Below are 15,452 nucleotides of genomic sequence, written 5' to 3' on the forward strand. Positions count from 1 at the left end.
GTCGCCGACCGCGCGGTGCAGATCTTCGGCGGCTCGGGCTATGTCGCCGACCACGGGATCGAGCGGTTCTACCGCGACGTCCGCATCTTCCGGATCTACGAGGGCACCAGCCAGATCCAGCAGGTGATCATCGCCCGCGAGACCCTGAAGCGCGGCGGCTGAAGCTAGCCGCGCGCCTCGGCCTGCAGGCCGCGGAACAGCAGATAAATGTGGTCGGCGATCTCGCGGGCGCTGAGCCGCCCCGGCCGATACCAGGTGCGGACGTTGTTCAGCAGCGTCAGCAGCAGCAGGCGCGTGACGCTGCGGTCGGCGGAGGGCGCCAGCGGCAGGTCGGCGACGAGGCCGCGGAACATGTCCTCGTAGGCGTCGCGCTGCTCGATCAGCTTGGCCTGCAGATGGGGGCTGAGGGTCGGCAGGTCGGCCATCAGCGGCGCGGTGACGGCGTCGGGATCGACCTGCATCTCCACATGGCGGACGCAGACGGCGCGCAGCCGCTCCCACGGATCGTCGTGGGCCGCCGCAGCCGCCTTGAGTTCGCCGCTGGAGCGCTTCATGGCGAACTCGTGGACCTCGAGGTAGAGCTCTTCCTTCGAGCGGATGTGGTAGTAGAGCGAGCCGCTGAGCAGGCCGACCCGCTCGCCGATGTCGCGCACGGAGGTGTTCTTGTAGCCGCGCTCGGCGAAGAGCTGCGCGGCGGCCTCGACGATTTCCCACCGCCGGGCGCCGCCCTCGCCGCCCGGAGCGACGGCGGGGAGAGGTGCTGCTTGCGACGTCACCTCAGGCGCCCGCCGCCGCCGACGTCGTCCTAGAACGCGCTCTCGCCGGTGATCGCCCGGCCGAGGATGAGGGCGTGAACGTCATGGGCGCCTTCGTAGGTGTTGACGGTCTCCAGGTTCGCCGCGTGACGCATCACGTGATACTCGCCGGCGATTCCGTTTCCGCCGTGCATGTCCCGCGCCACGCGCGCGATGTCCAGCGCCTTGCCGCAGTTGTTGCGCTTCATCATCGAGATCGCCTCGGGCACCCAGGCGCCCTCGTCGAGCAGGCGACCGAGGGCCAGCGCGCCTTCGAAGCCGAGGGCGATCTCCGTCGACATGTCCGACAATTTCTTCTGGACCAGCTGGCGCGAGGCCAGCGACCGGCCGAACAGCGAGCGGCTGGCGGTGTATTCGCGCGCCGCATGGAGGCAGAACTCGGCCGCGCCCATCGCGCCCCAGGCGATGCCGTAGCGGGCCTTGTTGAGGCAGGAGAACGGGCCCTTCAGACCGGTGACGCCCGGCAGGATCATGTCGGCCGGCACGAAGACGTCCGACAGCGAAATCTCGCCGGTCACCGAGGCGCGCAGCGACAGCTTGTTGCGGATGGTCGGCGTCTCGAAGCCCTTGGCGCCGCGCTCGACCAGGAAGCCGCGGATCACGCCGTCGAGCTTGGCCCACACCAGCGCGACGTCGCAGATCGGCGAGTTGGTGATCCACATCTTGGCGCCGTTGAGCACATAGCCGCCGTCGGCCTCGCGGGCGGTGGTGCGCATCGAAGCGGGGTCGGAGCCCCCGTCCGGCTCGGTCAGGCCGAAGCAGCCGACGATCTCGCCGCGCGCCATGCCGGGCAGGAAGCGGCGCTTCTGCTCGTCTGAGCCGAAGGCGTAGATCGGGTACATGACCAGCGAGGACTGCACGCTCATTGCCGAGCGGTAGCCGGAATCCACCGCCTCGATCTCGCGGGCGATCAGGCCGTAGGCGACATGGCTGACCTCCGAGCCGCCGAACTCTTCCGGCAGGGTGGCGCCCAGGAAGCCCTGCGCGCCGAGCTCGGTCATGATCTCGCGATCGAACCGCTCCTCCGCATAGGCCGAGACGACGCGCGGCAGCAACCGGTCGCGGGCGTAAGCGCGGGCCGCCTCGCCGACGAGGCGCTCGTCCTCGGTGAGCCGGCCGGAGAGGTCCAGCGGGTCGTCCCAGCGATAGGTCTTGCGGGCGTCTTGATGGTCGAAAGCCATGGCGGCGGTAATCCTATTCTCAGTCGAACTTCGGCACGTCCAGCGTCACTTCGGACTCGGCTTCACGCCGGACCGCTGCGAGGCTCATCGGCACCGTCTTGAGGTCGAAGTTGGCGTGCCGCATCAGCTGGTCGCCGATGTGCTTGGTCGCCTTGCCTTCGAGGTTGATGAACTGGTTCTGGCCGCCCATCGGGCTGACGTCCATGACGACGCCGCCGGTCCGGCTGATCTCCATCATGCCGTTCCATTGCTCCGAGCCGTTGTCGGGAATGGCGTAGGGCGTGAGGCCGAGGCTGGCGGCGGTGGTTCCGGAAGCGACCACGAACGCGTCGCGGTGAGCCCCCGGCCGGCGCGAGGGCTGCTCCGGATGCTTCCCGAACTGCGCCTGGTCGTAGTAGCGCCAGTAGATCGGCATCCGCCAGGCGGTCATGTCGGCCGTGCCGAATTCCTTGGTCAGCTCATCGACGGTGCGGGCCACGGTGCGGCGCAGGACCGCGTCGCGGCCCTGGCCGTTGAACCAGTCGTGCTTGACCGGCAGGCCCGCGGCCTGGCCCTGAATGGCGCGGTGCAGGACGGCGGTCTGGTATCCGCCGGCGGCGCGCGAGGCCCATTCGCCGAGGTCATCGTCGAGGATCTCCGCCTTGGCGACCTTCAGCCAGCGGATCATCAGCGGCGTCGCCGGGCTGTCGTAACGGCCGTCCTTGTCGAGGTCTTCGAGAGTGGCGTTCCAACCGGCCATCAGCTCGACCGCCTGCTCGAGGCGCGGATCCCCCGCCACGGCCCGGCGCAGGTCGGCGGCGAAGAACTTGGCGCTGACGATCGAGGCGTCGGCCCCGCCCCAGCCGTTGCCGAGCTTGCGGTTGACCTCGTGGAAGTCCTTCAGCGTGACCTTCTGCAGCGGCCGCACCAGGTCATAGGCGCGGTAGTTGCGCGAGGTGGCGCCCCAGCGGGCGTTATCGCGATAGGTGACGGCGGTCGACGGGCGCGTGTTCCAGGCGTGGAAGAAGTTCTCCGGCGGGTTCTTGAACTTCGACCACTTCGCGAAGGGCGTCTCGCCGCGCCATTCGTATTCGCCGGTGCCGGGCGTCGGCAGTCGCGGGTCGAGCCCCTCGGCGCGGATCGGACGGATGCCGACGTGCCAGTTGGCGATCGTGCCGTCCTCGCCGCCGTAGTTGATCGTCGCGCTGCCGGTGCAGCCCGGCAGGGACTTTTCGAACTCGGCGAGCGTCTTGGCGCGCATCCATTCGAGGTTGCAGACCCAGTCGCCGAGCTCGGTCGTGCGGACGGCGTTCTTCTCGGAATAGGCGCGGCCGCCGGCGACGTCCCAGCGAACGATCGGGCCGTGAACGGTGGAGGCGATCTCGTACTCGACGTCGGGCTTGCCGCGGACCTTGATGACCTCGGTGCGGCGCTGCATGTCGCGCCATTGACCCTTGTACCAGTACTGGTAGCGGTTCTCCGGGTTCAGCTTCTCGGCGAAGACGTCGACCTGGTCGTCCATGCCGACGTTCTGCAGCCAGCCGTGGCGGGGGCCGCGGCCCATGACCAGCGGGCCGGCGCCCTGGCGGGTGTAGCCATAGGCGTCGAAGCCGCCGCCAACGTAGCGGACGTGGGGCCCATCGGAGGTCGCCTGCAGCATCAGGACATTGCCCGAAGCCGAGCGCTGCGGGCCGATCAGCACCGAGCGGCTTTCCGACGGGACCGGCCGCAGGGGCGCCGACATCGCCATCTGGACGGGTCGCGCCGCACCGCTCGCCTCAAGGCCCAGATAGTCGTTCTGCGCGAAGGCCCTGGGCGCGGGCTCCTCGGCCGCGGCCCGGACCGGCGGGTTGACCTCGCCTGACAGGCTGGAGGCCGGCGGACCCTTGAACGGGTTCAGCGGGATGGCGTCGGGGTCGTCGAACGGCAGCAGGTCATCGAAGATCAGCCGCGCCTCGGACTCGCCGTACTTGCCGACCAGCCAGGCGTAGAGGTCCATGTTCTGCAGCTCGGCGCTGTCGGAAATCGCCCATTGGCGATGGCGCGCGTAGACCGAGATGTAGTCGTGCATCGACCACCGCTCCGGCTGGACCTGCCAGATCCGGCCGAACTCGTAGGGCATCTTGTTCTGCGGGTCGGCGATGGCCTCGTCGATAGCCCGGTTGATGCCGGCGAGCTGCGCCGTCATCAGGCGCTTGTACTCGGGGGCCAGGGCCTCGAACATGGTGCGGGTCTCGGCCTGGGTCAGGCTGGCGCGGCGCTCCTGCTTGTCGCGTTCGACGAAGCTGGGGTCGACCTCGGACATCCGGCCGAGCGCCATGCGGCGCGAGCGCTCGAACTCGGCCATGCGGTCCTGCATCAGCGCATAGCCGCCGGCGTAGAACAGCGCCTCGCCGCTATCGCCGTAGATGTGCGGCGCCCCGAAGGCGTCGCGGTAGATCGTCACCTTCTCGCCGGCGGCCTGAGCCGGGACGGCGGCGACCGGGCCGAGGCTGAAGACCGCGGCGAACAGCAGAGCGGTGCGGGTTCTGGCGTATCCCATGGCGAGGTTCCTCATCGGGTCAGTCCTCCAGGATCAGGCTCTTGGCCTTGGTGTCGCCGACCAGAATGGCCACCACGCAGCCGATCGCAAGGATCACCGACATCAGCACGAAGAACGAGCCTTCCGCCCCCGCCCGCTTGAAGGCCAGCGCGACCGCCTCGGCGTTGCCCCCGAACAGGGCCTGGCCCAGGGAATAGGGCACCGCGACGCCGAGCGCCCGGACGTGGGCCGGGAACAGCTCGGCCTTGATGATGGCGCTGATCGAGGTGTAGCCGGACAGCACGACCAGCGGGATCAGGCACAGGCCGACCGCGGCGACGGCGCTGGTCGCCTGGGTGATGGCCAGGAACATCGGATAGGTGATCACAGCGCCGATGCCGAACGAGGCGACGAGGACGATGCGGCGGCCGATCTGGTCCGAGATCCAGCCGACGATCGGCTGCAGGATCATGAACACCAGCAGCACCGAGGTCATGATCGCCGAGGCGGCGTCGCGGCTGAACCCCGACCCGTCCGGCCCGGCGGCGCTGTTGATCAGCAGCTTCTGCATGTAGGTCGTGTAGACGTAGAAGCCGAGGCCGCCGGCGGCGGTCAGGAGAAAAATGGCCAGGGTCTGCTTCGGGTAGCCGAGGAACAGCAGCATGGTCTTGCCGCGACCTTCCTGGGCGTCCGCCTGGGTAAAGGACGCGGTCTCATGGATGCCGCGGCGCAGCCAGAACACCACCACCGCGAGGCCGGCGCCGATGAAGAACGGCACGCGCCAGCCCCACTGCTCCAGGTCCTGCGGCGTCAGCAGGGTCTGGAGGATCAGCAGCAGCAGGACCGCCAGCAGCTGGCCGCCGATCAGCGTCACGTAGAGAAAGCCGGACCAGAAGCCGCGCGACTTGCTGCTCGCCATCTCGCTGACATAGGTCGCCGAGGCGCCGTACTCGCCGCCGACGCTCAGGCCCTGGATCAGGCGGGCGACGGTCAGCAGGACCGGAGCGGCCATGCCGACCGTGGCGTAGCCCGGCAGCAGGGCGATGATCAGCGAGCCCGCGCACATCATGCCGACCGACAGGGTCAGTGCGGCCTTGCGGCCCTTGCGGTCGGCGTAGACCCCCATCAACCAGGCGCCGAGGGGGCGCGCCAGGAAGCCGACGCCGAAGACGATGGCGGCCTGCAGGAACTGCGTGGTCTCGTCGCCTTCGGGGAAGAAGATCGGCGCGAAATAAACGGAGAAGGCGGCGTAGGCGAACCAGTCGAACCACTCGACGAGGTTGCCGGCCGACCCGCCGAGAATGTTGGTCAGGCGACGCAAGGCGACGCCTCGGGACGCGGTCGTCGCAGCGCCACTCATGCAGTTCCCTCCCCTGAGCGGCCCCTGGCGGACCGCCATCTCTTTTTCTCGTTGTCGAGCTGTCCCCTAGATCATGCCCGAGGCCGCCGCCAGATCAATATCAAGCGCCCGCTTGATCGAAGTCCCGGCCGGCCCGCATCGACGGGATTGGGGCGTTCCTGGTTTTTCTTGCGGCCGGAAGGGCGTTAGTAGGTCCCCATGTCTGAGATGGTCATGTCCGGGGCGGACGCGTGAGCCGCCACGTCGTCGGGATCGGCGGCGCCCAGCGCCCCCGCTCCTCCAGCGAGCTTCTGGTTCGGGCGGTGCTGGCCGAATGCGAGCGGCTCGGAGCCCGCACGACGATGTTCGACGGCGCGATGCTGGCCGGCCTGCCGCACTACAACCCCGAGGATCCCGGCCGCACGGCCGCCGAGCAGACCTTCGTCGACACGGTCCGCGGCGCCCACGGCCTCGTGATCGGCACGCCGGGTTATCACGGCGGCGTCTCCGGCATCGTCAAGAACGCCATCGACCTGCTCGAGGACACCCGCGGCGACGAGCGGGTCTATCTCGACGCCATGCCGGTCGGTCTGGTCGTCTCAGCCGCCGGCTGGCAGGCGGGCGGCGTGACGCTGAGCGCCCTGCGCGGGGTCGTCCACGCCATGCGCGGCTGGCCGACCCCGGTCGGCATCGCCATCAACTCGACCGAGCAGAGGCCGTTCGCCGCCGACGGTTCGGTCCAGGACCCCGCCGTCGGGCGGCTGGTCACCGCCCAGGCGCGGCAGATCATGGGCTTTCGACTGGAGCCGCTGACATGAGCGAGACGTCTCCGCCGCTGCCGCCGGCCGATCAGCGCTACCTCGAGGACTACGTGCCGGGGGCGGTGTACACCTTCGGCGAGATCGAGATGACCGAGGCGGAACTGCTGGCGTTCGCCGAGAAGTACGATCCGCAGCCGGCCCTGCATACCGACAAGGCCCTGGCCGAGGCCGGGCCGTTCGGCGGACTGATCGCCAGCGGCTGGCACACCATCGCCCTGACCATGCGGCTCTACGTCGACCATTTCCTGTCGACGGTGGCCAACTCGGTCTCGCCGGGCGTCGACAAGATCCGCTGGCTGAAGCCGGTGCGGCCGGGCGACCGGCTGTCGATCCGGGTGACGGTCGTCGCCAACCGCCGCCACGCCTTCGCCGAGCATCGCGGGGCGATCACGGTGAAGACCGAAACCCTGAACCAGGACGGCGACGTGGTCGCGACCTTCGAAGCCGTGAGCTTTGTCTATTCGCGAGACAGGGACGCCGCCGGCTAGGTCCGGCCGGTGATCCGGTCCGCGAGGCGGGCGAGCGGCGAGGTGAGGCCGCCGCCGAGTTCCTGCCGGTCGGCGAGGCCGTACAGCTGGTACATGGCGTGGACGCCCAGCCAGCGCAGAGGCTCCGGCTCCCACCGCCGGGTGGGAAAATTCACCCACGGGTAGGTGGTCAAATCGGTGGGCCGCTCGAGGATCAGGTCGGCCAGAGTCCGGCCAGCCAGGTTCGAGGCGGTGACGCCGGTGCCGACGTAGGCTCCAGCCCAGCCGAGGCCGGTGCGCGGGTCGTAGTTGACCCGCGAACACCAGTCCCGGGGCACGCCCAGCACGCCGCACCAGGCCTGGTCGATGCGCAGGTCGGCGAGGGAGGGGAACAGCCGCTCAAGGTCGGCCTTCAGCCGCGCGATGGTGGCGTCCTGCGTGCGGCCGCCCTGGTCGACGCCAGAGCCGAAGCGGTAGGGCACGCCGCGCCCGCCGACGGTGATCCGCCCCTCGCGGGTGCGCTGGCAGTAGTTGTAGCCATGCGAGATCTCGCTGACGTTCTCGGAGCCCTCCCAGCCGACCTCGGCCATGCGTTCCGGCGGCGCGGGCTCGGTGACGATGATGGCGCTGTTCAGCGGGATCAGGTCGCGTTCGGCGCCAGGAAGCCCGGGCGTGAAGCCCTCCGTGGCGCGGATCACCACGTCGGCGGTGACGGTGTGGCCGGTCTCGGTACGCACCTTGCGCGGCGCGATCCCGGCGACCGCCGTGCCCTCGTAGATCGTCACGCCGCGCCGCTCGACCGCCTGCGCGAGGCCGCGGACCAGCTTGGCCGGCTGCACGCGGATCGCCTGGGGTTGATAGACGGCGCACAGCGCGCCCTTGATCCGCACCCGTTTGGCGAGCTCGTCCGCCTCCAACATCCGGACGCCTTCGTCCGAGCCGTAGCGCTCGATGTAGGTCCGCAGCATCGCCTCCAGGCGCTCGCGCTGGGCTGGCGTGGTGGCGACGTTGAGATGGCCGGCCGGACTGAAGTCGGCGTCGATGCCCTCGGCCTGGGCGGTTCGCATGATCTCGGCCGGGGTGGCGCGCAGGGCCTTCTCGAAGGCCAGCAGCCGGTCGTCGGAGGCCCGGCGCCGATAAACCTCGCGCGACCACGGGAAACGGCCGGTCATGTTGCCGCCGTTGCGGCCGGAGGCGCCGAAGCCGGCGAACTCGCGCTCCAGAACGGCGATCTTGAGGTCCGGCTTCTGGCGGGCCAGGTGGTAGGCGGTCCAGAGGCCGGTGAAGCCGGCCCCGACGATGCAGACGTCGGCCTGCAGGTCCTGCGTCAGCGACGGTCGTCGGGCGGCGGGCGGGCCGCCGATGTCCGAGTACCAGAAGGATATCCCGCCGTTCAGGCCCACACCCGCCGACCCGTGCATCGCGCCCCCGCCCCAATCAGGACGCCGTCGGTCATCGCGACCGACGGCGCCATTTTGCGAGGATGATAGAGCCGGACGACTAGAACGTCATGCCCAGACGCAGGCCGTATTCCCGCGGCGGGCCATAGAACTCGTTCTCGCCCAGCTGACCGGCGACATACTCCTTATCGGTCAGGTTCGTGCCGTAGACTTCGACCCGCCAGTCGCCGCGACGAAGGGTGATGGACCCCGAAAGCAGGCCGCGCGAGGCCAGGAGGTCCGACAGCGGCGAGTAGCCGATGTAGGTGTACTGGCGCCCGACGTAGCCGTAGTTGAGCCGCGGCGTCAGGCTGGTCTCGTTGGCCAGCTGGAACTCGTATTCGGCGCTGACGCTGTAGGTCCACTTCGGCGCGTAGAGGTTGGGCCCATCGCCCGTCGTCTCAGTGTACGGACCATAATCGAAGCAGACTGGCGGGTTGGACGGCGCGCCCGCCGGGCACTGCGGCCCGAGCGTCCCCGACGGCAGGCGCCGCGTGTTGATGAAGGTCAGCTCGCTGAGCCGCGACTGCAGGTAGGCGAGGTTGGCGTCGAAGCCGAAGCCGCCGAAGCGGCCCTGGACCTGCGCCTCGATGCCCTTCAGCGTCACGTTCGAGACGTTCTCGACGCCCGAGAAGCCGGTGGTCGGCTCGACGACGTTGAACTGGAAGTCGTTATACTTGTTGTAGAACGCCGTCAGCTGGGTGCGCACGCGGCGATCCATGAACGTCGACTTCCAGCCCGTCTCGTAGCTCATGACCGTTTCCGGGCCGAACTCCGAGGCGACCGAGTTGAAGCCGCCTGGCTTATAACCACGCGCCACGAAGGCGTAGAGCAGGTTCTCGGGCGCGAACTTCCAGTTGATCGCCGCCTTGCCGGTGACCTTGCTGTCGGAGTGCGACCCCGAGAGGTCCGACACCGGCAGGCCGTTGGGCGGGAAGATCGGGATGCCGCGGCCGATCCGCACCTCGCCCGAGCCGGTGGCCTTGTAGTGCGAATAGCGGGCGCCGAGCTGGACTTCGAGGTCGGGGGTCAGCTCGTAATTGCCCTGGGCGAAGACGCCGGTGGTGGTGCGGGCGTTGTCCGGCTCGATATCGGTCAGGAACCCGGCCTGGTCGTTGTAGATCCGCACCTTGATGTTGTTGCGCTGGTAGTAGGCGCCGAGGATCCAGTCGAAGGGTCCGGAGGTCGGGGAGATCAGGTTGAACTCCTGGCTGAGCTGACGCTCGCCGGCGAAGTAGTCCTGCACCGTCTCGCCGCCGGCCGTGATCGGGGCCTGGGAGGCGTCGACGTCGTTGACGTTCTGGATGCTCTTCCACTGCCAGCCAGAGAGCGAGCGCAGGACAACACCGTTGTCGAACTCGTGACGCAGCTCCAGGCCCGCGCTGTCGGCGCGTTCCTTGCGGCTGGTCGGGGTGTCGTAGCTCAGCGTGCGGATGCCGCCGACCCGGAACGGGGCGAACAGGGTGCCCGGCGCCGGCCGGTAGTCGTAACCGCCGGTGCGCCGGTCGTTGAACTGCAGCTTCAGCAGCGCCTGGAAGGCGCCCGGGTCCCACAGGAAACCGAGGCGCGCGCCGTATTCCGACAGACGCCCGGCCTTGTTGTCGAACGGGCCGACGTCCTCCGAGAAGCTGTCGCGGCGGCGGCCGAAGGCGGCGACGCGGGCGGCGAACTGATCGGTCACCGGGATGTTGACGGCGCCTTCCGCGGCCCGGCCGTCGTAGTTGGAGATCGAGCCTTCGGCGTATCCGCCGGTCTCGCCGATGACGGGGTTGCGCGAGTTGATGAAGATCGCGCCGCCGGTCGAGTTGGAGCCGACCAGGGTGCCTTGCGGGCCGCGCAGCACCTCGATGCTGCCGAGGTCGTAGAAACTGTTCGACTGCACGATCGGCGGCTGGAACAGGCCGTCAACATAGGTCGCGACCCCGGCCGTGACGTTCGGCGAGTCGCTGGCCAGGCCGATGCCGCGGATGTTCACCGCCTGAGTGATGCCCGCGTCGACAATCGACAACGACGGGGTCGCCGCCTGCAGATCGATGAGACGGGTGATCGCCTTCTCACGCAGGTCATCGCCGGTCAGGGCGGTGGCGGCGATCGGCACTTCCTGCAGGTTTTCCGCCCGCCGCTGGGCGGTGACGACCACCTCCTCCAGGGCGCTGTCGGTCTGGGCAGCCTCGGTCTGAGCGAAGGCGGGCGCACCCCAGACGGCGACGGCGATGGCGAGGTGCGAACAGATCAGGCCTCGGGTTCTCATCTCAATCTCCCTCTGTGTTCTTTCTTGTTGTCGGCGTTTGCGATCAGCGCGGCGTCCAGCCCGAGACCGCCTTGAAGAAGGCCTGGCTCTCGCCCGACGGGGTCTCGTCGCCCGGCGGGAAGTAGCTGAGCTTGACGACCACGGTCCGGGTCGGCGGATCGACGTAGATGAACTGGCCTTGCAGGCCGATGGCGTTGAAGGCGTCCGAGCCGGGGATGGTCCACCACTGGTAGCCGTAGCCGCCCATTGGGCCCTCGGCCGCGGCCGGCGAGGTCGACTCGGCGATCCAGGCGGCGGGGACCACCTGGCGGTCGCCGACCTTGCCCTGGTTCAGGACCAACTGGCCGACGCGAGCGTAGTCGCGGAGCGTGGCGTTGAAGCCCGCGCCGGTGAATTCGCGGCCGACCCCGGGCGGGCCGTCCATGATGAAGAACCCGTCGGCCTCGGCGCCGAGCGGCTCCCACAGGCGCTGGGCCATGTAGGAAGCGACGTTGGAGCCGCCGCTGACCCGCTCGAGCAGCCAGCCGAGCACGGCGGTGTCGAGGGTCTTGTATTCGAAGACCGCGCCCGGCGGGTGCTTGCGGGTGATGGTCCGCGCCGCATCGGCGAAGCGGACGGTGTTGGTGACGAGGGCGCCCTCGTGGTTGCGCGCCGCGATGCCGGGGTTGGCGAAGTCGTAGCGCTCCTCGTAGTCGACCCCCGAGCGCATCTGCAGGACCTGGCGGATGCTGACGCCGTTGTAGGCCCCGCCCTTCAGTTCCGGCAGGTAATCGACGACGGGCTGGTCGATCGACTTGATCCGGCCTTCCGACACCGCGACGCCGACCAGCAGCGAAGTCAGCGACTTCGTCATCGACCAGGCCATGAAGCGCGACTTGTCGGTGCTGCCGTTGCGGTAGATTTCAGAGACGACCTTGCCGTCCTTCATCACCAGCAGGGCGTTGGTGTAGGTCCGCTCGAGGAACTGCTCGGGCGTGTAGCGGGCGCCCTGGAACTCATAGGTGAAGTCCAGCGGCCGCTCGGCGTAGATCAGCGGGCGGACGGGACCGCCGCGCGCCACGGTCCGGGTCGTGAAGATCTGGTCCATGCTGCGGAAGGTCAGGGTGTTGACCTCGGGGTTCAGCATCGCCCGGCGCAGGGCCTGGACCGCCGGGGCGACGGTCGAGGCGGGTGACGCGGGCTGGGCCTGCAGCGGCGATGCGAAGGCGAGAAGCGCTGCCGCGGGGAGCACAGGTCGGAGGAGGCGCAGAACCGACATCGGAAGTTCCATGACTGGCCCAAAGGGCGGACGATCCAGGCCGTTCGGCCCGTGGAGATCGCTCGACGCTATCGGGGCTGTCCTGGAAGCAGCGACTCCCAGATGGGATATGCTGAGGGCCCGGTCGGGTGGTCAGGCGCCCGGCAGGCCGTCGGCAAGGCAGGCGGATACCCGCCGGACGAGCTCGGACTGGCGGCGGGTTTCTGTCTTGGCCATCGCCCGCTTGAGCTGAATGCGCGCCGTGCCGACGGTGACGCCGCGGTTGCGGGCGTGATCGGCGACGGAGAGGCCGCTGCACAGAGAAAGGGTCAGGCCGGCCTCGGCCGGCGACAGGCCGAACATGTCCGCGATCAGAGCCTCCGAGCCCTGCGGCCGGGCGCCGGGCTGCGAGATCAGAACCGCGACGACGTCGGGCGGAACAGCCCAGCCGGCCGACGGGCCGCGGTCCACTGCGGCAACCCGCAGGTGCAGGGCTTCGGGGTCAGACGCATCGCCAACCCGAGCGCGTCGGCCCGGGTTGTCGGCGTGGGCGATCAGTTCGGCGAGAGACGCGGCGGCGGTGCGATCTGCGGCGCAAAGGCGCCCCTGGACCACGCGCAACCTGTCCGACCGCGCGAGGAGGTCGCGCGCCGCCTTGTTCATCCAGCGAACGTGGCCGTGCCGATCGCAGAGGACGATCGCCTGCCGGATTTCATCGATGACCTCGTGCAGGACGAAAGTCTGCCGCCGCGCCTGTTCCATGTCGTTGGCGAGGCGCACCGCCCGGCGGATATGCGGCGAGAGGTCGAACAGCAGCTTTTCGTCCTCGGCGCTGAAGCAACGAGAATCGCCGACCGCGCGGTGCAAAACCAGGTCGACGCTAGCCTCGGGATCGAACTCGCTCGAGACGCCGATGAATGCTCCCAGGCCGATCTGCGCCAGACGGCCCTTAAGTTCCCTATGGTGGGGGCAACCGGGAGCGAACCGCTCCTCGTCGCGCACGATCCCGGTCGGTCGGGGCCGGCGCGAAAGGCGCAGGTTCAGGCGCGGGTTGTCCGGGTTGTTGACGAGGGCATCGTGGCGGTCCCGTTCGGCGAGCGACAGCGAATCCCGGACGCACCAGGTTTCCCGTAGCCGATCGCCCGAGCGGCTGAGCACCTGGATCACGGCGCTGCGCACGCCCAGCCGGTCGCTCACCGCATCCAGCAGCGTGCTCCATCGTGCGGGCTGCGCCGGGCAGTCGTAGAGCAGACCCAGCAAGCGTCCGTCGTCGGCGCTCATGACCCTCCCCAGGGCGTTTCTGGCGGCGAGGTTAGGCCTGGGCCGCAGCGCTGCCAAGTCGTTGGTGACACATCGGAACCGGCCGGGCTTTCGTCGGTTCGGATCGGTGAGGCTCCGGCGGAAAAAAGGGCCAAGAAGCATGGACGCGTGGGCTACCGGCGCCGCCTTCGTCCCCTACTGTGGCCCGGGCGCGACGCCGGCCGACCTGCTCGGCCGCTGGAACGGCGATCCCCTGCTGCTGACCGCGCTGGCGGTGGCCGCCATCCTCCTGTGGCGGGCGAAGGCGCGCTGGGCCGCGTGGGCGGCGCTGGGGCTGGCGGCCCTGCTGTTCGTCTCGCCGCTGTGCGCCCTGTCGTCGGCGTTGTTCTCGGTGCGGACGGTGCATCACGTGCTGTTGGCCGCGGTGCTCGCCCCGCTCGCGGCCTGGTCGCTGCCGCCGGCGCGCCGGGGCGGCCTGGCGCTTGCGACCCTGGCCGCCGCCGGGGTGTTCTGGTCCTGGCATGCGCCCGCCGCCTACGCCTTCGCGCTCAGCCATGACGGCGCCTACTGGCTGATGCAGGGCAGCCTGTTCGTCACCGCCCTCGCCTTCTGGATGGCCGTGCGGGCCGCGCGGCCCTTGCCCGCGATCGCCGCCCTGCTGGTTTCGACCGTGCAGATGGGCCTGCTCGGGGCCGTGCTGACGCTGGCCGGCCGCGCCCTCTACGCGCCGCACTTCGCCACCACCCTGGCCTGGGGCCAGACGCCGCTGGCCGACCAGCAGGCGGCGGGGCTGATCATGTGGGCGCCGGCGGCGGCGATCTATCTGGCGGTCGCCCTGCGCCGGATGAGCCGGCAGCTGCAGCCAGACGGCATGCCGGCGTGATCGATCGCGTTCTCTTCAAGGTCCTGCAGTGGGCGGCCGGCCATGCCGAAGAGGGCCGTTATTCGCCGGTCGGCATCGTCTTCCATTGGACCATGGCCGGTCTCGTTCTCTTCCAGCTTGGCTGGGGCTGGTGGATGGGCCGGCTGCCGGTCGGCGGCGGCAAGGTCGCGGCCTACGACCTGCACTACGCCGTCGGCGTCCTGATGCTGGTCCTGGTGGTGGGCCGCAGCGCTTGGCGGGCGTTCGCGCCAGAGCCGATCAACGACGCCGACAAGCCGGGTTGGGAGAGCACCGCCGCCCACATCACCCATTACGTCTTCTACGCCTGCCTGTTCGGCCTGCCGCTGTCGGGCTGGCTGATGATCTCGGCGACCGGCCGTGAGACCGAACTCACCCTGGCCGGCCTGATCCCCTGGCCGCTGCTGCCCTTGCACGAGGTGTCGAACGCCCGCCTCGACGCCATCGAGGCCGTCGCTGAGTGGCTGCACTTCGGCCTCGTCCTCAGCCTCCTGCTGCTGGTCCCGATCCATGTCGGCGGGGCGCTGAAGCACCAGTTCGTCGATCGGGACGATGTGATGCACGGGATGCTGCCGGTGCTTCCCAAGCCGCGTCGGCGACCGAGCCGCTGGCGGCGGCGCTATCTGGCGGTCGAGCGGCAGATTGTCCGGCAAGCCAGGCTGATATGGCGACCGTCTCGGCCTTCGAAAGCCTGAGGGCCGCGACCCGCATCACGCCGCGCGGATCGTTGCGCCGCTCGCCCCGGCGCCAACGGTCGAGCTGATCGGCGAGATAGGCGGCGGGCTGGCCGGCGATGGCCGGCCCGGCCGCGCCGGCCCCCTGCCCGGCCGTCCCGTGGCAGGTCACGCAGGCCGCGTAGGCCGCCGGCTGCGACTTCATTGCGACCGGCTGCGCCCGCGGCGGCAGCGCCGCGTAGTGACCGGCGACCGCCAACCGGGCCTGGGGCGTCAGGCGCCCGGCGATGGTCGCCATCGGCTGGTCGTTGCGCAGGCCGGCGGCGTAGTCCTCGAGCTGCTTTTGCAGGTAGCCGGCGGGCAGTCCCGCGAGCCGCGGCGTCGCCTGGCCATCGCCGCCGCCGTCGAGGCCGTGACAGGTGAAGCAGGCGTTCTGCGGCCCCCCGTCGCCTCCGCTCATCGCGACGGTCTCCCCCGTGGCGCTGAACGCCCGGTCGGTCGTGCGCGCGCCCGCGCCGCAGCCGGCGAGGGCGAGACCGCTGACGAGACAAAGGATCATTTGGCGCA

At 69.6% G+C, this 15,452-nt stretch carries 13 protein-coding genes and 1 pseudogene; 5 read left to right on the top strand and 9 right to left on the bottom strand.

Annotated elements, in window-relative coordinates; all coding sequences use genetic code 11:
• On the top strand, positions 1–162 hold a 162-nt coding region (locus ACILRF_RS08865), incomplete at its 5' end, for an acyl-CoA dehydrogenase family protein (protein ID WP_395672019.1).
• Between the two features lie 2 nt (positions 163–164).
• Here the strand turns inward: ACILRF_RS08865 and ACILRF_RS08870 are convergent.
• The 4 genes from ACILRF_RS08870 to ACILRF_RS08885 are packed head-to-tail and all read right to left on the bottom strand — an operon-like array spanning position 165 to position 5,856.
• Complete coding sequence (locus tag ACILRF_RS08870; RefSeq protein ID WP_395671995.1) at positions 165–776, bottom strand: TetR/AcrR family transcriptional regulator; 612 nt, start codon at positions 774–776, stop codon at positions 165–167.
• Between the two features lie 29 nt (positions 777–805).
• Complete coding sequence (locus tag ACILRF_RS08875) at positions 806–1,996, bottom strand: acyl-CoA dehydrogenase (protein WP_395671997.1); 1,191 nt, start codon at positions 1,994–1,996, stop codon at positions 806–808.
• A 19-nt stretch (positions 1,997–2,015) separates the two neighbouring features.
• On the bottom strand, positions 2,016–4,517 hold the full coding sequence (locus tag ACILRF_RS08880) for a penicillin acylase family protein (RefSeq protein ID WP_395671999.1): 2,502 nt from the start codon (positions 4,515–4,517) through the stop codon (positions 2,016–2,018).
• Between the two features lie 19 nt (positions 4,518–4,536).
• A complete protein-coding gene (locus ACILRF_RS08885; protein WP_395672001.1) occupies positions 4,537–5,856 on the bottom strand; it encodes an MFS transporter in 1,320 nt (439 codons plus the stop codon).
• Positions 5,857–6,086: 230 nt separating this feature from the next.
• On the opposite strand from ACILRF_RS08885, the gene ACILRF_RS08890 reads away from it, so the two are divergent.
• Both ACILRF_RS08890 and ACILRF_RS08895 read left to right on the top strand, forming a co-directional pair.
• A complete protein-coding gene (locus ACILRF_RS08890; RefSeq protein ID WP_395672003.1) occupies positions 6,087–6,653 on the top strand; it encodes an NADPH-dependent FMN reductase in 567 nt (188 codons plus the stop codon).
• A complete protein-coding gene (locus ACILRF_RS08895) occupies positions 6,650–7,144 on the top strand; it encodes a MaoC family dehydratase (RefSeq protein WP_395672005.1) in 495 nt (164 codons plus the stop codon). Before ACILRF_RS08890 ends, ACILRF_RS08895 begins: the two co-directional genes overlap by 4 nt.
• Here the strand turns inward: ACILRF_RS08895 and ACILRF_RS08900 are convergent.
• From ACILRF_RS08900 to ACILRF_RS08915, 4 genes are all read right to left on the bottom strand, one after another.
• Complete coding sequence (locus tag ACILRF_RS08900) at positions 7,141–8,544, bottom strand: NAD(P)/FAD-dependent oxidoreductase (RefSeq protein ID WP_395672007.1); 1,404 nt, start codon at positions 8,542–8,544, stop codon at positions 7,141–7,143. The two genes, ACILRF_RS08895 and ACILRF_RS08900, sit on opposite strands and share 4 nt — an antisense overlap.
• 79 nt (positions 8,545–8,623) lie before the next feature.
• Positions 8,624–10,813: a TonB-dependent receptor gene (locus ACILRF_RS08905; RefSeq protein ID WP_395672009.1), complete on the bottom strand. Its 2,190-nt coding sequence runs from the start codon at positions 10,811–10,813 to the stop codon at positions 8,624–8,626.
• Between the two features lie 43 nt (positions 10,814–10,856).
• Positions 10,857–12,083 (bottom strand): serine hydrolase domain-containing protein, encoded by a 1,227-nt coding sequence (locus tag ACILRF_RS08910; protein ID WP_395672011.1) that lies wholly within the window; start codon positions 12,081–12,083, stop codon positions 10,857–10,859.
• A 120-nt stretch (positions 12,084–12,203) separates the two neighbouring features.
• Positions 12,204–13,331 (bottom strand): helix-turn-helix transcriptional regulator, encoded by a 1,128-nt coding sequence (locus ACILRF_RS08915; RefSeq protein WP_395672013.1) that lies wholly within the window; start codon positions 13,329–13,331, stop codon positions 12,204–12,206.
• Between the two features lie 139 nt (positions 13,332–13,470).
• Between ACILRF_RS08915 and ACILRF_RS08920 the strand changes: the two genes are divergently transcribed.
• On the top strand, positions 13,471–14,193 hold the full coding sequence (locus ACILRF_RS08920; RefSeq protein WP_395672015.1) for a cytochrome c oxidase assembly protein: 723 nt from the start codon (positions 13,471–13,473) through the stop codon (positions 14,191–14,193).
• Positions 14,190–14,906 (top strand): cytochrome b, encoded by a 717-nt coding sequence (locus ACILRF_RS08925; protein WP_395672017.1) that lies wholly within the window; start codon positions 14,190–14,192, stop codon positions 14,904–14,906. Before ACILRF_RS08920 ends, ACILRF_RS08925 begins: the two co-directional genes overlap by 4 nt.
• 13 nt (positions 14,907–14,919) lie before the next feature.
• On the opposite strand, the pseudogene ACILRF_RS08930 reads toward ACILRF_RS08925, so the two are convergent.
• Positions 14,920–15,444 (bottom strand): annotated as a pseudogene (locus tag ACILRF_RS08930) (c-type cytochrome); the annotation flags it as partial.
• Positions 15,445–15,452 lie beyond the last annotated feature (8 nt).

The sequence above is a fragment of the Phenylobacterium sp. genome, from assembly GCF_044236515.1.
GTDB lineage: Bacteria > Pseudomonadota > Alphaproteobacteria > Caulobacterales > Caulobacteraceae > Phenylobacterium.